The sequence below is a fragment of the Lonsdalea quercina subsp. quercina genome (assembly GCF_000688655.1).
Classification (GTDB): Bacteria; Pseudomonadota; Gammaproteobacteria; order Enterobacterales; family Enterobacteriaceae; genus Lonsdalea; species Lonsdalea quercina.
In genome coordinates this window covers 173,242-194,494 of the sequence record NZ_JIBO01000004.1, presented here as the reverse complement: position 1 = coordinate 194,494, position 21,253 = coordinate 173,242, and the positions used below count along the sequence as shown (strand labels likewise).

General features: G+C 55.0%; 19 protein-coding genes. 5 read left to right on the top strand and 14 right to left on the bottom strand.

From position 1 onward, the window contains the following. The first annotated feature begins 82 nt into the window (after positions 1–82). A complete protein-coding gene (locus tag RZ35_RS03800) occupies positions 83–1,036 on the top strand; it encodes a DMT family transporter (protein WP_455709684.1) in 954 nt (317 codons plus the stop codon). 133 nt (positions 1,037–1,169) lie between these two features. Here the strand turns inward: RZ35_RS03800 and deoD are convergent, their stop codons facing one another. The 4 genes from deoD to deoC all read right to left on the bottom strand — a co-directional run bounded on the left by deoD (position 1,170) and on the right by deoC (position 5,404). Further along, positions 1,170–1,889: a purine-nucleoside phosphorylase gene (gene deoD / locus RZ35_RS03795; RefSeq protein WP_026742108.1), complete on the bottom strand. Its 720-nt coding sequence runs from the start codon at positions 1,887–1,889 to the stop codon at positions 1,170–1,172. Between the two features lie 56 nt (positions 1,890–1,945). Beyond that, a complete protein-coding gene (deoB, locus tag RZ35_RS03790) occupies positions 1,946–3,169 on the bottom strand; it encodes a phosphopentomutase (protein WP_026742107.1) in 1,224 nt (407 codons plus the stop codon). Positions 3,170–3,212: 43 nt separating this feature from the next. After that, positions 3,213–4,556, bottom strand: coding sequence for a thymidine phosphorylase (gene deoA, locus RZ35_RS03785; protein WP_026742106.1), 1,344 nt, complete (start codon positions 4,554–4,556; stop codon positions 3,213–3,215). Between the two features lie 68 nt (positions 4,557–4,624). Next, positions 4,625–5,404, bottom strand: coding sequence for a deoxyribose-phosphate aldolase (gene deoC, locus RZ35_RS03780; RefSeq protein WP_026742105.1), 780 nt, complete (start codon positions 5,402–5,404; stop codon positions 4,625–4,627). A gap of 1,149 nt (positions 5,405–6,553) precedes the next feature. On the opposite strand from deoC, the gene RZ35_RS03770 reads away from it, so the two are divergent. Then, the gene (locus RZ35_RS03770; protein ID WP_026742103.1) at positions 6,554–6,859 is read left to right on the top strand and encodes a GIY-YIG nuclease family protein; all 306 of its coding nucleotides are present in this window, start codon (positions 6,554–6,556) and stop codon (positions 6,857–6,859) included. Here the strand turns inward: RZ35_RS03770 and RZ35_RS03765 are convergent. Next, positions 6,846–7,349, bottom strand: a complete 504-nt coding sequence (locus RZ35_RS03765) for a GNAT family N-acetyltransferase (RefSeq protein ID WP_026742102.1) — start codon at positions 7,347–7,349, stop codon at positions 6,846–6,848. The genes RZ35_RS03770 and RZ35_RS03765 overlap by 14 nt on opposite strands. After that, positions 7,343–7,867, bottom strand: coding sequence for a ubiquinone anaerobic biosynthesis accessory factor UbiT (ubiT, locus tag RZ35_RS03760; RefSeq protein WP_026739651.1), 525 nt, complete (start codon positions 7,865–7,867; stop codon positions 7,343–7,345). Before ubiT ends, RZ35_RS03765 begins: the two co-directional genes overlap by 7 nt. A 318-nt stretch (positions 7,868–8,185) precedes the next feature. Between ubiT and ubiU the strand changes: the two genes are divergently transcribed. From ubiU to RZ35_RS03745, 3 genes are all read left to right on the top strand, one after another. Further along, positions 8,186–9,181, top strand: a complete 996-nt coding sequence (gene ubiU / locus RZ35_RS03755; protein WP_026742101.1) for a ubiquinone anaerobic biosynthesis protein UbiU — start codon at positions 8,186–8,188, stop codon at positions 9,179–9,181. 13 nt (positions 9,182–9,194) lie between these two features. Further along, a complete protein-coding gene (locus RZ35_RS03750) occupies positions 9,195–10,073 on the top strand; it encodes a U32 family peptidase (RefSeq protein WP_026742100.1) in 879 nt (292 codons plus the stop codon). A 142-nt stretch (positions 10,074–10,215) separates the two neighbouring features. Further along, positions 10,216–11,238, top strand: a complete 1,023-nt coding sequence (locus RZ35_RS03745; protein WP_026742099.1) for a luciferase-like monooxygenase — start codon at positions 10,216–10,218, stop codon at positions 11,236–11,238. A gap of 58 nt (positions 11,239–11,296) precedes the next feature. Here RZ35_RS03745 and RZ35_RS03740 read toward each other — a convergent pair whose 3' ends face one another. From RZ35_RS03740 to infB, 8 genes are all read right to left on the bottom strand, one after another. Beyond that, positions 11,297–13,144: a DEAD/DEAH family ATP-dependent RNA helicase gene (locus RZ35_RS03740; RefSeq protein WP_026742098.1), complete on the bottom strand. Its 1,848-nt coding sequence runs from the start codon at positions 13,142–13,144 to the stop codon at positions 11,297–11,299. After that, a complete protein-coding gene (yrbN, locus tag RZ35_RS18570; protein WP_368073407.1) occupies positions 13,137–13,205 on the bottom strand; it encodes a protein YrbN in 69 nt (22 codons plus the stop codon). Before yrbN ends, RZ35_RS03740 begins: the two co-directional genes overlap by 8 nt. A gap of 113 nt (positions 13,206–13,318) precedes the next feature. Then, positions 13,319–14,203 (bottom strand): lipoprotein NlpI, encoded by an 885-nt coding sequence (gene nlpI / locus RZ35_RS03735; RefSeq protein WP_026742097.1) that lies wholly within the window; start codon positions 14,201–14,203, stop codon positions 13,319–13,321. Positions 14,204–14,330: 127 nt separating this feature from the next. Further along, the gene (gene pnp, locus RZ35_RS03730) at positions 14,331–16,451 is read right to left on the bottom strand and encodes a polyribonucleotide nucleotidyltransferase (RefSeq protein ID WP_026742096.1); all 2,121 of its coding nucleotides are present in this window, start codon (positions 16,449–16,451) and stop codon (positions 14,331–14,333) included. Between the two features lie 263 nt (positions 16,452–16,714). After that, positions 16,715–16,984 carry a 30S ribosomal protein S15 gene (gene rpsO / locus RZ35_RS03725; RefSeq protein ID WP_026739644.1) on the bottom strand — a complete coding sequence of 90 codons (270 nt, stop codon included), beginning with the start codon at positions 16,982–16,984 and terminating at the stop codon, positions 16,715–16,717. A gap of 112 nt (positions 16,985–17,096) precedes the next feature. Beyond that, positions 17,097–18,053, bottom strand: a complete 957-nt coding sequence (gene truB / locus RZ35_RS03720; RefSeq protein ID WP_026742095.1) for a tRNA pseudouridine(55) synthase TruB — start codon at positions 18,051–18,053, stop codon at positions 17,097–17,099. Next, positions 18,053–18,457 (bottom strand): 30S ribosome-binding factor RbfA, encoded by a 405-nt coding sequence (gene rbfA, locus RZ35_RS03715; protein ID WP_026739642.1) that lies wholly within the window; start codon positions 18,455–18,457, stop codon positions 18,053–18,055. Before rbfA ends, truB begins: the two co-directional genes overlap by 1 nt. A gap of 75 nt (positions 18,458–18,532) precedes the next feature. Continuing rightward, complete coding sequence (gene infB, locus RZ35_RS03710) at positions 18,533–21,238, bottom strand: translation initiation factor IF-2 (RefSeq protein WP_026742094.1); 2,706 nt, start codon at positions 21,236–21,238, stop codon at positions 18,533–18,535. Between the last annotated feature and the right edge of the window lie 15 nt (positions 21,239–21,253).

The window sequence follows — 21,253 nt, the reverse complement described above, 5'->3', positions numbered from 1 at the left end:
AGTTAAATCATCCGGCTTCGCCAGGGACAGATCGTGCATTTTGCGGTCCAGCCCAGCACTTATGCACGCTTGCCGTTAGCGCATGCCCGGCAGCTTTTCTCCAGGAAACGAAGCTATGTCTCAGTCCCCTTCTGTGGGCGCTCAGCCATCGCGGCTGATCGTCTTTTTTATTCTGNCCCTCCCGCCGCTGCTGTGGGCTGGCAACTTCATCATCGGACGCGCGGTGCGCAACGAGATCCCACCGGTGACGCTGACTCTGGTGCGCTGGCTGATCGCGCTGATCTGCATCCTGCCCTTTGCATGGAAATATATCCGCCGCGATGCCGAGCGTTACCGGGCGTTTCCTCTCCGTATCGTCGCCATATCCCTCAGCGGGATCGTTTTCTTCAGTCTGCTGACCTATGTCGGACTGCATCACACTTCCGGCACGAATGCGCTGCTGCTCAACTCCTGTATTCCGGTGTTAATCATGCTGTTTGCCGGTCTGTTTTACGGTCAGCCGCTCAGGCTCTCGCAGGCGGCAGGTCTGCTGATTTCATTCTGCGGCGTGCTGACCATTATTTTCCACGGCGAACTGGCCGGTCTGCTGTCTTTGTCCTTTTCGTCCGGCGACCTGATGCTGCTGGGCGCGATGGCCAGCTTCTCGTTTTATACGCTGTGGCTGAAAAAAATCCCGCCCGAAGTCAGCCGTCTGGGGCTGCTGGGCGTACAGGTGATTATTTCGCTAATCGTTATATTTCCCCTCTGGCTGTGGGAGAGCCACAGCGGCGCGAGCGCGGTTTGGGATCGCATTACGCTGTCAGCCGTGCTCTATCTGGGGATCTTTCCGTCTTTTGTCGCCTACTTGCTGTTTGGTCGCGGCGTAACACTCGTCGGCGCGGCGCGAGCCGGGCTGACCATCCATCTGATTCCCGTGTTCGGCGTGGCCCTGTCGGTCCTGTTTCTGGGCGAACAAATCCATCTTTATCATCTGATGGGGATCGCCACCATTTTCGCAGGCATCACGCTGGCGAGCCGCCACTCGATAGCGCGTTAATCAGGTCAGAAAAACAGAGTGGGAGGAAGGATAAGGCGGGGAGTGCTGGCTAAAACACAGGCGCCCCGCCGAAACGGAGCGCCTGAAGGGAATGGGGGTCGGNGAAAGCCGGTCCCATTTCAAGACGACAAAATTAGTCTTTGTCGCCCAGCAGAACGGATTCGAGCGCGATTTCGATCATCTCATTGAACGTGGTCTGACGCTCTTCCGCCGTGGTGACTTCCTGAGTCCGAATATGGTCGGACACGGTGCAGATCGCCAGCGCCTTGGCGCCGAATTCAGCGGCAACACCGTAGATGCCCGCCGCTTCCATTTCCACGCCCAGTACGCCGTATTTTTCCATCACGTCGAACATCTGCGGGTCCGGCGTGTAGAACAGGTCCGCGGAGAACAGGTTGCCCACGCGTACTTTAACGCCGCGGGTGTTGGCCGCGTCTACCGCGTGACGCAGCAGATCGTAGTCGGCAATCGCCGCGAAGTCGTGATCCTTGAAACGCATGCGGTTCACTTTGGAGTCGGTGCAGGCGCCCATGCCGATCACCACATCGCGAACCTTCACGTTTTCGCTGACCGCGCCGCAGGAGCCGATGCGGATAATTTTTTCCACGCCGAACTCGGTGATCAGTTCTTTCGCGTAGATGGAGCAAGACGGGATACCCATGCCGTGTCCCATTACCGAGATACGGCGGCCTTTATAGGTGCCGGTGAAGCCCAACATGCCGCGCACGTTATTCACTTCCACCACGTCTTCCAAAAAGGTGTCGGCGATGTATTTTGCGCGCAACGGATCGCCCGGCATCAATACCACGTCCGCAAAATCACCCATTTCAGCATTAATGTGAGGCGTAGCCATCCTTATTGTTCCTTTTTCATCAGCATAAATAGTGGTTATTCCGTCAGCCTACTGGCTCACAGCATTGAGGTTCCATAGTCCATCGGCGACACGCCGAAATAGCTTGCCACCGTCTGCCCGATATCCGCGAAGGTCGTGCGATGACCGCGCGATCCCGGCTGAACCTGCGGACCATAAATCAGTACCGGTACGTGTTCACGCGTGTGATCCGTGCCTGGCCAGGTCGGATCGCAACCGTGGTCCGCCGTCAGGATCAGAATATCGCCTTCGCCGACCTTATCCATCAGCTCAGGCAACCGGCGGTCGAACAGCTCCAGCGCCGCGGCATAGCCTGACACGTCGCGGCGATGGCCGTAGGAGGAGTCGAAGTCGACAAAGTTGGTAAACACGATCGTCTCGTCGCCAGCGGCATCCATTTCTTTCAGCGTTGCATCAAACAGCGCGTCCAGACCGGTGGCTTTGACCTTTTTGGTGATGCCGACGTGGGCGTAAATATCGGCGATCTTGCCGACCGAGACGACGTGGCCGTTTTTCTCCTCCACCAGCTTTTTCAGCACGGTGGGCGCCGGCGGCTCGACAGCCAGGTCGTGACGGTTCCCCGTCCGCTGGAAGTTGCCCGCTTTATCCCCCACGAACGGGCGCGCAATCACGCGACCAATGTTGTAGCCGCCCTCGGTCAACGCTTCACGCGCGATTTCGCATAACGCGTACAGGTTGTCCAACCCGTAAGTTTCTTCATGGCAGGCGATTTGGAATACCGAATCCGCCGAGGTGTAGAAAATCGGCTTGCCGGTCTTCATGTGCTCTTCACCCAGCTCATCCAGAATCACCGTTCCGGAGGAGTGGCAGTTGCCGAGATAACCGGGCAGGTTGGCGCGCTCAACCAGCAGGTCCAGCAGCGGCTGAGGAAAACTGTTCTGCGTGTCGTGAAAATAGCCCCAGTCAAACAGGACCGGGACGCCCGCGATTTCCCAATGACCCGACGGCGTATCTTTTCCCGAGGAGATTTCGCTGGCGTGGGCATAAGCCCCAATGATGTCCGCTTGCGCATCCAGGCCGGCCGGGAAACGACCGGTTGATGCTTCCGCCGCCTTGCCCAACCCCAAGCGGCTCAGATTCGGTAAAGACAGCGGTCCCTGACGTCCTTGCTCGGCGCGGCCTTCCGCACAGGCCTGCGCGATGTGGCCCAGCGTATCCGAGCCGACGTCTCCGAACCGCTCGGCGTCGGCGGCGCTGCCGATGCCAAACGAATCCAGCACCATGATAAATGCACGTTTCATTTCACTCTCTCCTGCGTTCTTTTCTGGGGCCATGCGCCACCCACTATTCAGCGGCGTCGACATCTGAGATGTTCACCCGGCGATAAACCATCGGATGCGCCTCCGATGCTCGGTCGCTTACCGTCACCGCCGCCTGAATTCGCTGTGCGGCCTGCTGCCATTGCACTTCGGTATTGGCATGAATTATGGCCAGTGGACGCTGAGAATCCACCGGTTCGCCCAGGCTAATCATGTCGCTCAATCCCACGCTGTGGTCAATAGTATCATCTGGCCGCAGGCGACCACCACCCAGGGAGACCACTGCCATACCTATGGCGCGGGTGTCCATAGAGGCGATCACGCCCTCGCGTTCGGCGAAAACGGGTTTACTCAGCGTGGCAGGTTGCAGGTAGCGCTCATAGCGCTCAACGAAATCGCTCGGTCCCCCTTGTGCGGAGACCATGCGGCCGAAGACCTCCGCCGCCCGGCCGCTTTCCAGCACGGCCATGAGCTGACGCCGGGCATCTTGCGGCGAAGCGGCCAGATTCCCCGTCACCAGCATCTCTTCGCACAGCGCCATCGTGACGTCGAACAGTCGAGGATTTCGCTGCGCGCCGGTGAGGAAGCGCACGGCTTCCCTCACTTCAAGCGCATTTCCGGCGCTGGATGCCAGCACCTGATTCATATCGGTCAACAGCGCGCTGGTTCGGCACCCGGCGTGATTGGCGACGCCGACGATAGCCTGCGCCAGCTGTTCTGATGCCGAGTAGGTCGGCATGAAAGCTCCTGAGCCGACCTTGACATCCATCACCAGCGCATCCAGTCCTTCCGCCAGTTTTTTCGCCAGGATAGAGGCGGTGATGAGCGGGATCGTATCAACGGTGGCGGTCGTGTCGCGCGTGGCGTAGAAGCGCCGGTCCGCAGGCGCCAACGAATGGGTTTGCCCGATGATTGCGACCCCCACCTGCTGAATCATCTCGCGAAAGCGATCATCGTCGGGGTAGATATCCAGACCAGGAATGGACTCCAGCTTGTCGAGCGTACCGCCGGTATGCCCTAGTCCCCTGCCCGAAATCATCGGCACATAGCCGCCGCAGGCGGCCACCATCGGCCCCAGCATCAGCGAGGTGACGTCTCCCACGCCGCCGGTGGAATGTTTGTCCACCAGCGGTCCGTTCAGATGGAGGGATCGCCAGTCCAACACAGTGCCGGAATCGCGCATCGCCAGCGTCAGCGCCACACGTTCATCCATGGTCATATCATGGAAATAGATCGTCATCGCCAGCGCCGCAATCTGCCCCTCCGACACGGTATTGTCGCGAATACCGTTAACGAAATGGCGGATCTCGTCCTCGCTGAGCGGGTGTCCGTCACGTTTCTTACGAATAATTTCAGGGATTAGCAACAAGGTAACGCCTCCAACCTGCTCTGTCGCACTCTCTTCTGTACTGACAGAGGTACCGCCGGCGGCGATAGTTAATAATCGCCACGTGCGGTTTCAGTGCCGCGCCCCAACGTGTTCAGCAAGCTGCTTAACAGTCCGGAAGCCCCGAAGCGGAAGTGCCGCGCGTCCGCCCATCCCGCGCCCATAATGCTATCTGCCAGCTGCAAATAGCGTGCCGCCTCTTCGGCGGTGCGCACGCCGCCAGCCGCTTTGAATCCCACCCGATCGCCGACGTGCATGTCTTTGATCACGTTCAGCATGATCTCCGCGCTGTGCAAGGTGGCGTTGACAGGCACTTTGCCGGTCGACGTTTTGATGAAGTCGGCCCCCGCGTTAATTGCGATTTCGCTGGCCTGCCGAATGAACGCGTCCTCTTTAAGCTCACCGGTTTCGATAATGACCTTGAGCAGTACCTGACGTTCTACGCACGCCTGCTTACAGGCTTGCACCACATCGAAACCGCGCCGCGTTTCACCAGCCAGCATCGCGCGGTAAGGAAATACCACATCGNCTTCATCGGCGCCGTAGGCAATCGCGGCGCGGGTTTCCGCCAGCGCTATCGCCACATCATCGTTGCCGTGGGGAAAATTGGTCACCGTCGCGATACGGATCTCCGGCGTGCCCTGTTCACGCAGCGCCTTGCGCGCCAGCGGAATAAAACGGGGGTAAATACAGATTGCCGCCGTGTGACCGGCAGGGCTGTTAGCCTGCCGACAGAGATCGCTGACCTTTTCGTCCGTGTCGTCGTCGTTCAGGGTCGTCAGATCCATTAGCCCTAGTGCGCGCTGCGCGGCAGCGGTTATTTCAGTCATGTCGCCACTCCAATTGAAAGTCGACGGTGATCTTCAAGCCTCTCGTCCCCCCTGTAATGTTTACCTACAGAAAGAGATCAAACATCGCATCACCGATAAAAAAGGAAGCTTTGCTACTGCCGCTATTGGACCACAGTAACGTGAATAATTTGTGCTGACGCTTCCCAGAAATAACAATAAGCCACAAAACGAAGACTCGCTATCTCTGTTTGCGCAACAAAAAACGCGTGTCAAAGGTCTTATTAGGGGGGTTATCCACACCTTTTTCCGGATGATTTACCTCCACCGGGAACATGACCTATTTAGACCACATTTCTATCCACACGCGCGATGACATAAATACCAAGAGACCGGGGGTTTATGAACCCTGGAATCGCCGGTCATAAATCTTGACACCCCTTCAGATTAACAGTATTTAATAGTCGCTCCATTTTCCGGGATATTTCAATAAGGATGTTATTCGTGAAAAAAATCGCTCTCTCTATTTGTGGTTTATTGCTGCTTTCCACCGTCGCTGGTCCCGTTATAGCGGCCAAAAGTGGGCTAGTGATTAATAAACCCAAGGATGACTCGGCAATGTGCTGCATTGCTGATGAGTGCCTCCCCTGCTCTTGATTGACTAATAAGATAGAGAGGCCCATGCGGCCTCTTCATCCATTCCAGACCAGAGAACGCTTTATACCGCTTCGGATGACGCCGCATAAAACTTTGGCGCAGCGCCTCTTCTTATCCCCAGTGACAAAAGCTTATATCTTGATCGCGCTGTTCAAGAAAATGACAAAGTCAGGATAACGCGGTGAAGAAAAGTATTCATTGGAAACCCTCAATAACATTTATGTTTTCACTGGTACAGACAGAAAATATTCACCCCCCGCCTGATTTACTTTATATCTTCAAAATATTGATGACTCTGTCTATGTTTTATTGAACATTCCTAAAATGATCATGAAATTTCATTTTATCTGTCATGAAATTAATGTAAAAACGCCGATGTCGCGGCAATAAATAAACGATGACGTTTCTGCCATCATGAACTTTATTGGCAATTCATCATGATCCGTGACCCACATAGCGACAAGCATTCACCTTTAGACGCAGAACACCGTAAAATAGACGATGAGTTTATCTTTGAACGAGAAAGCCACGACGATGCAGGATTCCCCATCACCAGACTGGTTTGTCTATATGCTGCGTACCGCCGGCGGCATGCTGTATACCGGCATCACCACCGATNCCGCGCGGCGNTTGGCTCAGCATCAGGCGGGCAAAGGCGCCCGTTCGCTACGCGGCAAGGGCGAACTCTCATTAGTGTATTGGTGTAAGGCGAGCGACCGATCTGTCGCGCTGCGGTGGGAATATCGCATTAAACAGCTGAGTAAAACGCAGAAAGAGCGGCTGGTTCACGACCAGCCTGAGTCTGTCGCCCGCTTTTTAGCCGAATTTAAACGCAATTGAACGGATGGGCGAACTCCACTTTCCCACTAACACCCTGGAAATGATTGTCCGCCAACGGGTAGATCTGAAAGGTGGATGTGGGATCTTTCCGGCAGCAGCTGAGCTGATGTTCCGACGCCGCGACAAAGCCAAAACGGGAGAAGTAAGCCGGGTCGCCGAAAACAACCACCGCGGTGTAACCGAATTCATTGAGCGAATCCAGACCGCCATACACCAGTTGCTCGCCTAACCCTTCCTTTCTCAGGCGCTCATCGACCGCCAGCGGCGCCAGTCCGACCCACTGAAGATCTTCCCCTTCAATACTGACCGGACTAAACGCGGCATAAGCCACCACGCCGCCTTCGTCATCCGTCGCCACCATGCCCAGCGTCAGCTGAGCGCTTTCACGCAGCGCTTGCACCCGTTCAGCTTCTGCCGGGGTCGGAAATGACCGTCGTAGCAGGCGATCGATCCCCGGCGCATCGACGGGAATTTCAACACGGATTAGCATGACGCCGGCGCATGTGCCGGAGCCTGATCCGCGCCCTCCCGCAGTCCCGACTCGACAAAGTCCGCCAACTGCAGCAGCGCAACACGCAGTGGAGTCGGCATGCTTTCCAGCTCAACGGCATCCATCAGATTCTTCACGTAGAGGCCCAGCTCCGTATCCCCTTCGATACGCAGACGACGTTGAAAAAACAGCGTATCGGGATCTTCTTTACGCGCCGCGATCAGAATCAGATCGTTGGCATCGGCGCTGAAAGTCACTTCCGCGATTTCGTTGCGACTCACCAGCAGGCGCCCCTCGCGCTGCGTCATAAACCAACGCAGTCCCATGTCCCGGACTTCAATCTGCAACCAGCGATCTTCCAAAAATTCCAGATCGCCATCTTCCAGCGCCTGACGGAACTGCCACTTGAGCAGTTGCTCCAATATCCGGCGCTGCACGGAAAAGGGCGTTAACGCTAACGGTTTGCCCAAAAATCCCGGCCCCTGACGCACAATTTGCGCCCGTAGTTGTTCCAGCACTGGCGTACTCCTCTAAAGCTAAAGCGATACAGACGACACGATACTCTTGCATCATTTTGCCACATTGCAAACTCGCGACAGCGGCTTACATCAACAATGTAGCCGGTTATCGCTCAAATCACGAAATACGCGCGTCTGCTATATTAATTTCATCACACTATATACTGGTTTAAATCAAAGTGTTGCCACAGCGGGTTAACTAAGATGCCTTTTAGTCAGAATTTTTAATTGACTGATAACCTGCTTCATCAATCAGACAACATCATTGATCGCCTCCGTTTAAATATAACGAAGGCCTTGATGAGTGAAGGAATAGGTATGGAACTGCTTTGCCCTGCCGGTAACTTGCCGGCGCTAAAAGCCGCTATTGATAATGGTGCAGACGCGGTGTACATCGGGCTAAAAGATGATACCAACGCACGACATTTCGCCGGACTAAACTTTAACGATAAAAAACTGCAGGAAGCTCGTAGTTACGTGCATCAGCATAAGCGCAAACTGCATATCGCCATCAATACCTTCGCCCATCCAGACGGTTTCCAACGCTGGCAACGCGCCGTGGATAGCGCCGCAGACGCCGGCGCCGACGTCCTGATCCTGGCTGACCTGGCGACGTTGGAATACGCCGCGGAACGCTATCCGCATATCGAACGCCACGTTTCTGTGCAGGCTTCGGCAACGAACGAACAGGCTATCCGTTTTTATCAAAAACACTTCGACGTGGCGCGCGTCGTCCTGCCGCGCGTGCTGTCAATTCATCAAGTCAAACAGCTTGCTCGCACCAGCCCGGTGCCGCTGGAAGTCTTCGCCTTCGGCAGCCTGTGCATCATGGCGGAAGGACGCTGCTACCTCTCCTCTTATCTGACCGGCGAGTCGCCCAACACCGTAGGCGCCTGCTCTCCGGCGCGTTTCGTCCGTTGGCAGCAGACCGACAAAGGAATGGAATCTCGTCTGAACAACGTGCTGATCGACCGTTATCAGGATCACGAAAATGCCGGTTATCCCACGCTGTGCAAAGGGCGTTATCTGGTGGACGGCAAACGCTACCACGCGCTGGAAGAACCGACCAGCCTGAATACGCTCTCACTGCTGCCGGAGCTGATGGCTGCGAATATCGCCTCAGTGAAAATCGAAGGCCGCCAGCGCAGTCCAGCCTATGTCAGCCAAGTCACGCGGGTGTGGCGTGAAGCAATCGACCGCTGCAAGGCATCGCCAGAATGCTATGCCCCCAACCCTGAATGGATGGACGCCCTGGGCGCCGTAGCCGAAGGGACTCAAACCACGCTGGGCGCTTATCACCGTGAATGGCAGTAGTCAGGAGAACACTATGAAGTATGCATTGGGAGCCATCCTTTACTATTGGCCCAAAGCAGATATTGAGGCCTTTTATCAGGCGGCCATGTCCAGCAGCGCGGATATCGTCTATCTCGGGGAGACCGTTTGCAGCAAACGCCGAGGCATGAAGGTCAATGACTGGCTGGAGGTCGCCCGTCAGGTTTCCGCCAGCGGCAAACAGGTGGTCATTTCCACACTGGCGTTGCTGCAAGCACCCTCAGAGTTGAATGAACTCAAGCGTTATGTCGAAANCGGCGACTTTCTGCTTGAGGCCAACGATCTCGGCGCCGTCAACATGGCGGAGGAGCATCGTCTGCCGTTCGTCGCCGGGCATGCATTGAACTGCTACAACGCTTATACGTTGCGACTGTTGCACAAACAAGGGATGGTTCGCTGGTGTATGCCGGTAGAGCTATCGCGCGACTGGCTACAACATTTACTCAATCAGTGCGACGAACTCGGCTTCCGCGATAAATTCGACGTCGAGGTGCTGAGCTATGGTCATCTGCCGCTGGCCTACTCCGCCCGCTGTTTTACCGCGCGCTCCGAAAATCGGCCCAAGGATGAGTGTGAAACCTGCTGCATTCATTATCCACAGGGGCGTAAGGTGATGTCGCAAGAAAATCAGCAAGTATTCGTGCTCAATGGTATTCAGACCCAGAGCGGATATTGCTACAACCTCGGCAACGAGCTGACCTCGATGGAGGGCCTCGTGGATATCATCCGGCTCTCGCCGCTGGGGCTAGAAACGCTGGATGTACTGGAGCAGTTCCGCGCCAACGAACACGGCACACAGCCGCTGTCGCTTCATCAAGAGAAGGAGTGCAACGGCTACTGGCGCCGCCTGCCCGGCCTGGAGCTGGTAGATTGATCTTTCCGGATGCCCTACACTTTGGGCATCCGCACACCTCATCCGCTACTGCCGCTGAATATTGCGTACTATGATTATCCAATAATACTATTCTGCGGTTAGCCTGCTAACGGGTTGACCCTCAATCCGGTGAGCCAAGCCTATGTCACAACAGCCCGTCACTTTTTCCGTACTGGATCTGGCCCCCATTCCTGCTGGGGCAACCCCGCGCGACGCCTTTCACCGCTCTCTGGATTTGGTCAGACATGCTGAGCAATGGGGGTATCATCGCTACTGGCTCGCCGAGCATCACAATATGACCGGTATCGCCAGCGCAGCCACCTCCGTTCTGCTCGGCTATCTCGCGGCAGGTACCGAACATATCCGACTAGGCTCCGGCGGCGTTATGCTGCCCAACCACGCGCCGCTGGTCATCGCCGAGCAGTTCGGAACGCTGGAATCACTCTATCCGGGACGTATCGACCTGGGGCTGGGACGCGCGCCGGGCAGCGACCGTCGCACCATGATAGCGCTGCGCCGGCATTTAAACGGCGAAGAGGATGATTTCCCCGCGGATGTTCAGGAGTTACAGCGTTATCTGGCGCCTGCACAGCCGGATCAGGCGGTGCGGGCCATTCCGGGTCAGGGTCTTAACGTACCGATCTGGCTTCTTGGCTCCAGTCTGTACAGCGCGCAGCTCGCCGCTGCGCTGGGACTTCCGTATGCTTTCGCCGCCCATTTTGCGCCGGATATGCTCATTCAGGCACTGCAACTCTATCGCGATAAATTTCAACCTTCGGCGCAGCAGTCTCAGCCCTATGCGATGGTTTGCGTTAATGTCATCGCCGCAGAGAGCATCTCCCACGCGCGTTTCTTGTTCACGTCGCAGCAGCAACAATTCATCAATTTACGCCGTGGCATGCCGGGGCCGCTGCCCGCGCCGGTACAAGAGATGAATGACATCTGGACACCAGCCGAACAACTCTCGGTTGAACAGACACTACGACTTTCCATCGTGGGTGATCGCTCGCAGGTACGTCATGGATTACAGATGCTGTTGCGGCAAACTCAGGCGGATGAGCTAATGATCAACGCCTCAATTTTCGACCATGAGGCCAGACTGCGTTCATTCGAGATTGTGGGGAAGTTACAGCAGGAAGTGATTAGAGAAGCAAGAATCGACTGACAAAAAAAGCCAGCCCGAAGGCTGGCTTGATGCGTGTTACCACGTTAGTCCAAAGTGATTAGGAATTGGACGGCTGACGAGGTGCACGGTTACCGCGACGTTCACCACCGCCTTCACGACGTTCGCCGCTGAAGGAGCGACCACGACCGCCATTAGCGGGACGACCACCGGTAGGACGATCGCCGAATGAACGGCCACCACGCCCACCTTCACGACGCTCGTGCGGCTGAGCATCGCCCAGAAGCTGCATGTTCAACGGTTTGTTGAGAATACGCGTACGAGTGAAGTGTGACAGCAGATCGCCAGGCATCCCTTTCGGAAGCTCAATCGTGGAATGAGTACCGAACAGTTTGATGTTACCGATGTAACGGCTGCTGATGTCGCCTTCATTCGCAATCGCGCCCACGATGTGACGAACTTCAACGCCATCATCACGGCCAACTTCAATGCGATACAGTTCCATATCGCCAACATCACGACGTTCACGGCGCTGCGGACGTTCACCATCACGTCCCCCTTCACGGCGACGGTCGAAGCGGTCGTCACGATCGCGCATTTCACGACGCGGACGGCGATCAAATACCGGATCCGGCGGCAAAATCAGCGGACGTTCGCCCTGCGCCATCTTCAGCAGTGCGGCAGCCAACGTTTCCATATCCAGCTCTTCCTGCGGCTGTAGTTTAGCCAGCAGCGCGCGGTACATATCCAGATCGCTGCTTTCCAACTGGACCTGAACCTTGGCGGCAAACTTGGCCAGACGGCGTTCGCCCAGCAGTTCCGCGTTCGGTAGTTCCACTTCAGGAATAGTCAGCTTCATAGTGCGTTCGACGTTACGCAGCAGGCGACGTTCGCGGTTATCAACGAACAGGATCGCACGACCGGCGCGTCCCGCACGACCGGTACGGCCGATACGGTGAACATAAGATTCCGCATCCATCGGGATATCGTAGTTGACGACCAGGCTGATGCGGTCAACATCCAGACCACGTGCAGCAACGTCAGTTGCAATCAGGATATCCAAACGACCGTTCTTCAGACGCTCCAGCGTTTGTTCACGCAGAGCCTGGTTCATGTCGCCGTTAAGCGCTGCGCTGTTGTAACCACTGCGCTCCAGCGCTTCAGCTACTTCCAGCGTCGCGTTTTTAGTACGTACGAAAATAATCGCCGCATCGAAATCTTCCGCTTCAAGGAAACGGATCAGCGCTTCGTTTTTACGAACGCCGTGCACCATCCAGTAGCTCTGGCTGATATCCGGACGCGTCGTCAGACTTGACTGAATACGGACTTCCTGTGGATCTTTCATGAAACGACGAGTAATACGACGAATCGCTTCCGGCATCGTCGCGGAGAACAGCGCGGTCTGATGTTCAGCCGGGATCTGCGCCATGATGTTTTCTACGTCTTCGATGAAGCCCATACGCAGCATTTCATCGGCTTCATCCAGAACCAAACCGCTCAGATTGGACAGGTCCAGCGTGCCACGTTTCAGGTGGNCAAGCAGACGGCCCGGTGTACCGACCACGATCTGGGGTCCCTGACGCAAAGCGCGCAGCTGTACGTCATAACGCTGGCCGCCGTACAGGGCAACCACGTTGACGCCATGCATGTGTTTAGCGAAATCATTACAAGCTTCAGATACCTGAACCGCCAGCTCACGGGTCGGCGCCAGCACCAGAATCTGCGGTGCTTTCAATTCAGGTTTCAGGTTATTCAGTAACGGCACCGCAAATGCGGCGGTTTTACCGCTGCCTGTCTGTGCCATACCCAGCACATCACGGCCATTCAGCAGGTGAGGAATACATTCCGCCTGGATCGGCGAAGGCTTTTCGTAGCCCAGATCGGTCAGGGCATTAATAATCGGAGCAGACAGCCCCAAATCGGCAAAAGAGGTTTCAAGCTTAGTCATGTACACGTGCCTCGTAGATGGCGGCCAGTCTACATAACTCGTCGAGAAAATTTTCAGTCATTTTCATTGAAAAGTGTGAACCGGCTCAAATTGGATTAAAAAGCGAACAAAAAAGCCCTCACCAGTAAAGGCGATAGAAATCATTTTGATTCCAGGCTGAGTATTGTTCGTCAGCTATTGCTGGTCCGATCCTGATAGGTCGTCTTGCTCTTGGCCTAACTGCGCCAATTCCAACAATGCATAGCGGTGCTCAACAAAGTTATGAACATTGTTAGCCACCGTCAGCTTGAACAGCGCCGAAGCGGTGTCCTTGTCCCCCAGACTTAGGTAGTGCTTACCTAAATAGAAGTCAGTTTCACTGAGATGCTCAGCGAGCGAAGTGTTATCCTTTGCTTCTTCCTGCAAGCGCTGCATCAGTGTCTTTTCACTGATATCGCCCAGGTAGAATTCGACAATAGTCCATCCCCACACACCTTTCTTTGCTCCCTCGTAGCGCGTTCTTAATGCGCTTATGGCCTTATCAGGATCGATTTCTCTCTCGACCAGATACAGCCACAGGGAACGGAAAGGATCATTGGGATCGTCTCGATAAAACGCTAGCAGATCATCCTGCGCCAATTGGTACCGACCGCCGTAGTACAAGGCGATCCCCCTATTGAGACGCACATAATTATAAGTTGGATCAAGCTCTAGTACAGAATCAAACGCTTCATAGGCAGCATCAAAATTGCCTGCCTGCGTTAAGTAAATCCCCAGATAATTGAAGACCTCTGGGATGTCGGGACGGATAGAAAGCGCTTGTGAAAAATCATTCCGCGCCAATGCCCGTAACCCTAAGCTATCATACAGCACTCCGCGCTCATATAACAGCTGTGCTCGTTCATCAGGAGTAAGCGCTCGACTGGCCAGGATTTGCTCCATACGAGCCAGAATGACTTCCTGCTGCAGCGTGGGCTGCAACGGGACCGCCAAAACGGTATTTTTGCGCCAATCCATGCTACTGCATCCTGCAAGCATGAGTGCTGCCGCGACATAACACCAGCGCAAGAAAGGCTTCATTACCCACTCCCGAAGAAGACAAACAAAGGATGAACATCCTGTCCCGCGACGGTATCTATAAGGATATCCGATCCCCATCATACACGCAGCTCCCTAACTCGGTAAGGAGCTGCTAAATGATTATCCGTTATTCTACGTCGGGGGCTACCGCAGGTTCCTGAGACTGAGGAGTCGCTTCCTTCATGCTCAGGCGGACACGACCCTGACGGTCGACTTCCAATACCTTAACGGGAACTTCCTGACCCATCTCCAGATAATCAGTTACTTTCTCAACACGCTTGTCGGCGATCTGAGAGATGTGAACCAGACCTTCTTTACCGCCGCCGATGGCTACAAACGCGCCGAAGTCAACGATGCGGGTTACCTTACCCTGATAGATGCGGCCGACTTCGATTTCAGCCGTGATCTCTTCGATACGGCGAATCGCGTGTTTAGCTTTTTCACCGTCGGTAGAAGCAATCTTCACCGTACCATCATCTTCGATTTCGATCGTCGTGCCGGTTTCTTCGGTCAGAGCACGGATGACTGAGCCGCCTTTACCAATCACATCTTTGATCTTATCAGTGCTGATTTTGATGGTATGGATACGCGGTGCGAATTCAGAGATATCGCCACGCGGCGTACTGATCGCTTCTTCCATCACGCCCAGGATGTGCAAACGCGCACCTTTAGCCTGGTTCAGCGCCACCTGCATGATTTCGCGGGTAATGCCTTCGATCTTGATGTCCATCTGCAGCGCGGTGACGCCATCACGGCTACCCGCGACTTTGAAGTCCATGTCGCCCAGGTGGTCTTCATCACCCAGAATGTCAGACAGTACGACGAAGTTCTCGCCTTCTTTCACCAGGCCCATCGCGATACCGGCAACAGCCGCTTTGATCGGCACGCCTGCATCCATGAGCGCCAGAGAAGCACCACATACGGAAGCCATGGATGAAGAACCATTGGATTCTGTGATTTCAGAAACCACACGTACGGTGTACGGGAATTCGCTCGCCTTCGGCATAACGGCCAACACGCCGCGTTTCGCCAGACGACCGTGACCAATTTCACGACGCTTCGGCGATCCGACCATACCTGTTTCACCCACAGAGTAAGGAGGGAAGTTATAGTGTAGCAGGAAGCGGTCAGTGCGCTCGCCGGTCAGTTCGTCAATCGTCTGCGCGTCACGTTCGGTACCCAGAGTGGCTGTCACCAGCGCCTGAGTTTCACCGCGGGTGAACAGTGCGGAACCGTGCGTACGCGGCAGAACGCCAGTGCGAACGTCCAGACCACGGATCATGTCTTTTTCACGACCATCGATACGCGGCTCGCCGCTCAGAACACGGCTACGAACAACATTCTTCTCAATACTACCCAGGATGTCGCTGATTTCACCTTCATCCAGCGTTTCATCTTCGGCCAGCAGCGTGGCAACGACATCCGCTTTGATGACATCGACTTGAGCGTAACGCTCCTGCTTCTCGGTGATGCGGTAAGCGTCACCGAGACGGGATTCGGACAGCGCTTTAACACGGCTGTACAGCGTTTCATTCACTTCTGGCGCATGCCATTCCCATTTCGGCTTNCCAGCTTCAGCGACCAGAGAATTGATATTCTCGATCACAACCTGCTGCTGTTCGTGACCGAACACAACCGCGCCGAGCATCTGATCTTCGCTCAGCAGGTCAGCTTCTGATTCCACCATCAGCACAGCACCTTCGGTACCGGCGACAACCAGATCCAGACGGCTTTCTTTCAGCTCATCAGTGGTCGGGTTCAGCACGTACTGGTCGTTGATGTAACCGACGCGAGCGCAGCCGATTGGGCCGTTGAACGGAATGCCGGATAGGCTCAGCGCAGCAGACGCACCGATCATAGCGACGATGTCCGGGTTTACCTGCGGGTTCACAGAAACAACGGTAGCGATAACCTGAACTTCATTCAGGAAACCTTCCGGGAACAGAGGACGAATAGGACGGTCGATCAGGCGAGAAATCAACGTTTCGCCTTCGCTCGGACGGCCTTCACGACGGAAGAAACCACCCGGGAAACGGCCAGCAGCGTATGTACGCTCCTGATAGTTGACGGTCAGCGGGAAGAATCCCTGACCCGGTTTAGGCTGTTTAGCACCAACAACGGTAACGAATACTGCGGTGTCGTCCATGCTAACCATAACGGCAGCAGTAGCCTGACGAGCCATCATACCGGTTTCGATAGTGACGGTATGCTGACCATATTGGAATTTACGAATGATCGGATTTAGCAAAATTATATCCTTGTATCACGAAGGGTTGCCGCGCCACTTATCTCGGACGCCACAGACCAGTTTACACCCGATCCAGTCACTACATCCTCGCGACTAATGACAATCTTCAATCTGCTCTCCAGCAGAATAAAGTCTCTCATTAGCCGCGCGAATAGCTGTAATAACGGACCATTTTTCACTTCAACAATACATTACTCTGTTTCAGCAACGCATCCTAGAAGAAAGGGGCCATAATAGGCCCCTTTCTACTGAAACTCGTCGGATTAGCGACGCAGACCCAGACGCTCAATCAGGCTGGTGTAGCGCGCTACTTCTTTACGCTTCAGGTAGTCCAGCAGCTTACGACGCTGAGAGACCATGCGCAGCAGACCACGACGGCTGTGGTGATCTTTTTTGTGCTCAGCAAAGTGGCCCTGCAGGTGGTTGATCTGCGCAGTCAACAGTGCAACCTGAACTTCGGTAGAACCGCTGTCGTTAGCATCACGACCGAAATCTGCAACGATTTTTGCTTTAGCTTCAACGCTTAGAGACATAGTAGAACTCCAATAATATTATATAAGATAAAAAGGGTGCCGATCTCTAATTCAGCGACCCGGTACTTGAGCCGCGCTATTCTACCCGCAGTATAAGGGGATAGCAAGGCGGTCAAACGACCTCAGACTCGGGGTATTCGACCACCAGACGGCGAGGTGCAACGCGGCCTTCATCGTCGATAACGCCCATACCAATAAACTTCCGCGCGTCGCCTTCTGTGATGCGTACCATCCCCGAATCCGGGGCGTTGGCGGCACGTACCGCCTGTCCCAATTTCAGGTATCCGGCAACGACTTCCGGCAGATTAACCTCAGGAAATTCCTGAACAGCGCTGTCCATCGGCAGAAGTAAGGGATCAAGCAGCGCGCCGACTGGCTGCTCTTCTTCAGCGGCACGCTCGGCCAATACTTGCAGCTGTGCCAACGTGACCATACGTTCTATCGGATAAGTTGCCACCTGCAGACGGCGCAGATAAATTACATGAGCGCCACAACCGAGTTTTTCACCCAGATCGTCAATGATAGTACGGATATAGGTGCCTTTCGAACAATGGATCTCCAGTTCCAGCTCGTCCCCTTCCCAACGAATCTGCTGCAGCTCATAGACCGTAATTTCACGCGCTTCGCGTGGAACGGTCTGACCCTGACGGGCATATTCGTATAGCGGGCGCCCCTGATATTTCAGTGCAGAAAACATGGACGGGACCTGTGGGGTCGTACCGCGAAATGCATCCAACGCCTGCGCCAACGCTTCGGGGGTGAACGTAACGGGACGCTCTTCGACGACGTTACCATCGGCATCCGACGTATCAGTCCGCTGGCCCAACCGAGCAATGACGCGATAACGTTTGTCCGAGTCCAGCAAATATTGGGAAAACTTGGTCGCTTCACCCAGACAAATCGGCAGCATACCCGTCGCGAGCGGATCCAGNGCGCCAGTATGTCCGGCCTTGTTGGCATTGAAGAGACGTTTAACTTTTTGCAGCACATCGTTAGACGATGTTCCCTGCTGTTTATCCAGCAGCAGAACGCCATGAACGTCCCGGCCGCGACGACGAGGACGCCCCATCAGTCCTCCCGATCTTCATCCGAAGAGGAAGAAGAGCGACGCTCGGCATCTTTTCTAACGACATTGGTCACCAGATTCGACATCCGCATACCTTCAACCAACGAGTTGTCGTAGGAGAAGGTCAGCTCAGGCACCACGCGCAGGCGCATCGCTTTACCCAGCAGTACGCGAATAAATCCGGAAGCGTCTTGCAACGCTTTGATGCCGGTTTTCACCTGCTCTGGCTCGTTATCGTTCAGAAAGGTCACGAAAACTTTGGCGTAAGCCAGGTCGCGGGACATTTCAACCCCGGAGACGGTCGCCATACCCACGCGAGGATCTTTCACTTCGCGCTGAAGAATAATGGCGATCTCTTTTTGCATTTCCTGCGCCACACGCTGTGTGCGGCTATATTCTTTTGCCATGATAAACCTCACGGAAAAATGAGGGGGCACAAGGCCCCCTCATTGGAAAAGTAGAATGGTGCGGCGATGAAAGCATTACGCAATAGAGCGCTTAATCTCTATAATTTCAAATACTTCAATCATGTCGCCAGAACGAACATCGTTGTAGTTCTTAACGCCGATACCACATTCCATGCCGTTACGAACTTCGTTGACGTCATCTTTGAAGCGACGCAGGGATTCCAGCTCGCCTTCGTAGATAACGACGTTATCACGCAGTACACGGATCGGGTTATGACGTTTAACCACGCCCTCGGTCACCATACAGCCTGCGATTGCGCCAAATTTCGGTGATTTGAACACGTCGCGAACTTCAGCCAGACCAATGATTTCCTGCTTGTACTCAGGCGCCAGCATACCGCTCATCGCCTGCTTCACTTCATCAATCAGGTCATAGATGACTGAGTAATAGCGCAGATCCAGACTTTCTGCTTCGACGACTCGGCGAGCGGAAGCGTCTGCACGCACGTTGAAGCCCAACAGGATAGCGTTGGATGCCGCGGCCAGCGTAGCGTCCGTTTCAGTAATCCCACCCACGCCAGAGCCGACAATTTTGACTTTTACTTCATCGGTGGACAGCTTCATCAGAGAGTCGGAAATCGCTTCGCAAGAACCCTGTACGTCGGACTTCAACACGATGTTCAGTTCAGAAACTTCGCCTTCGCTCATGTTAGCAAACATGTTTTCCAGTTTAGATTTCTGCTGGCGAGCCAGTTTAACTTCGCGGAATTTACCCTGACGATACAGCGCAACTTCACGTGCTTTCTTCTCGTCGCGAACGACAGTGGCTTCGTCACCTGCTGCCGGCACGCCGGACAGGCCCAGGATTTCGACGGGAATAGAGGGGCCAGCAGAGGCGACTTCACGCCCCAACTCGTCACGCATCGCACGCACACGGCCGTACTCGAAGCCACACAGGACGATATCACCTTTGTTCAAGGTACCTTCACGGACCAGGACAGTCGCAACCGGACCACGGCCTTTATCCAGGAAGGATTCGATTACCGCTCCGCTTGCCATGCCGTTACGGATGGCCTTCAGCTCCAGGACTTCCGACTGCAGCAAGATAGCATCCAGTAGTTCATCAATACCCGTACCCGATTTGGCGGACACGTGTACGAACTGGCTTTCACCGCCCCAATCTTCCGGCATGATGCCGTGCTGAGACAGTTCGGTTTTAACGCGATCCGGGTCGGCTTCCAGCTTATCGATTTTGTTTACAGCAACGACAACCGGCACTTTGGCGGCTTTAGCATGCTGAATAGCTTCGATAGTCTGCGGCATCACGCCATCATCTGCGGCAACCACCAGAACGACGATATCTGTCGCCTGAGCACCACGTGCGCGCATTGCGGTAAACGCGGCGTGTCCCGGGGTATCCAGGAACGTGATCATGCCATTGTCGGTTTCTACGTGGTAGGCACCGATGTGCTGGGTAATGCCACCCGCTTCGCCGGAAGCGACTTTGGTAGAACGGATATAGTCGAGCAGAGAGGTTTTACCATGGTCAACGTGACCCATGATAGTGACGACAGGCGCGCGCGGTTCAGCAGCAGCACCGGTATCACGATCGCTCATCAGCGCTTCTTCCAGCTCATTTTCACGACGCAAGATCACTTTGTGNCCCATTTCTTCCGCCACGAGCTGAGCCGTTTCCTGATCGATAACCTGGTTGATAGTCGCCATTGCGCCCAGACGCATCATCGTTTTGATGACCTGAGAGCCTTTAACGGCCATCTTGTTCGCGAGTTCAGCCACCGTCACGGTTTCGCCAATCACTACATCGCGGTTAACCGCCTGGGCAGGCTTGTTGAAGCTCTGCTGCAGAGTGCTTGGTTTACGTTTGCCTTTACCGCCGCGAGTGACAGCGCGAGCCTCTTCGCGATCGGCTTTAGATTCAGACAGGCGGTTGCCTTTCTTCTGCTTGGTCGCTTTGCCGCCGCGAGTGCGAGCACGACGTTCGCCTTCGACCTTGCGATCGTTTTCATCTTCGGCTTCACGTGCGTGATGCGATGTGGTTACGTGATAGTCAGAAGTTTCGGTTTCGTCTTTCTGATTTTCCCAACGACCGGCGTTTTCCTCAGCCATGCGGCGAGCTTCTTCTGCCACGCGACGGGCTTCTTCTTCAACCTTCTGGCGTGCCGCTTCTTCCGCTTTTCGCTTGAGTTCAGCTGCTTCGGCTTCGCGACGCGCTTTCTCAGCCTGAGCTGGTTTGGTCATGGTGTTGTTTTGTTGATTGGTCACTTTTTCTTTTTCCGCTCCGTCGCGCTTAGCCTTGTCGGCGGCCTCACGTCTGGCTTGATCTTCAGCGGCACGCTTCGCTTTTTCAGCCGCTTCGCGCTGGGCTTTTTCTTCCGCCTCGCGTTTAGTCTGCTCTTCTGCAGCACGTTGTGCCTGTTCTTCCGCTTCACGCCGCGCCAACTCTTCTTCGGAGGTCTGCTGACCTTCCACAGAATCGCGTTTTACATAAGTACGTTTCTTGCGGACTTCGATCTGTACCGCTTTACTCTTACCACCGGTGCTTGGAACATTCAATGTGCTGCGCGTTTTGCGCTGCAGCGTCAGTTTTCCCGGCGCACTGCCGCGTTCACGGTTCAGGTGCGCCAGCAAGCTTTCTTTCTCGTGCTGGGTCACAGAGTCTGATGCGGACTTGGTTATACCGGCATCAGCAAACTGCTGTATCAGGCGGTCAACCGGAGTCTGAATCTCTGCGGCCAGCGATTTTACGGTTACATCTGTCATGCTGTTCCTTTCCTG

Coding starts and splice junctions, on each gene's coding strand:
- rpsO (WP_026739644.1), bottom strand. CDS start 16,984: ATGTCTCTAAGCGTTGAAGCTAAAGCAAAAATCGTTGCAGATTTCGGT.
- deoD (WP_026742108.1), bottom strand. CDS start 1,889: ATGGCTACGCCTCACATTAATGCTGAAATGGGTGATTTTGCGGACGTG.
- rbfA (WP_026739642.1), bottom strand. CDS start 18,457: ATGGCAAAAGAATATAGCCGCACACAGCGTGTGGCGCAGGAAATGCAA.
- deoB (WP_026742107.1), bottom strand. CDS start 3,169: ATGAAACGTGCATTTATCATGGTGCTGGATTCGTTTGGCATCGGCAGC.
- RZ35_RS03765 (WP_026742102.1), bottom strand. CDS start 7,349: ATGCTAATCCGTGTTGAAATTCCCGTCGATGCGCCGGGGATCGATCGC.
- nlpI (WP_026742097.1), bottom strand. CDS start 14,203: ATGAAGCCTTTCTTGCGCTGGTGTTATGTCGCGGCAGCACTCATGCTT.
- ubiU (WP_026742101.1), top strand. CDS start 8,186: ATGGAACTGCTTTGCCCTGCCGGTAACTTGCCGGCGCTAAAAGCCGCT.
- RZ35_RS03745 (WP_026742099.1), top strand. CDS start 10,216: ATGTCACAACAGCCCGTCACTTTTTCCGTACTGGATCTGGCCCCCATT.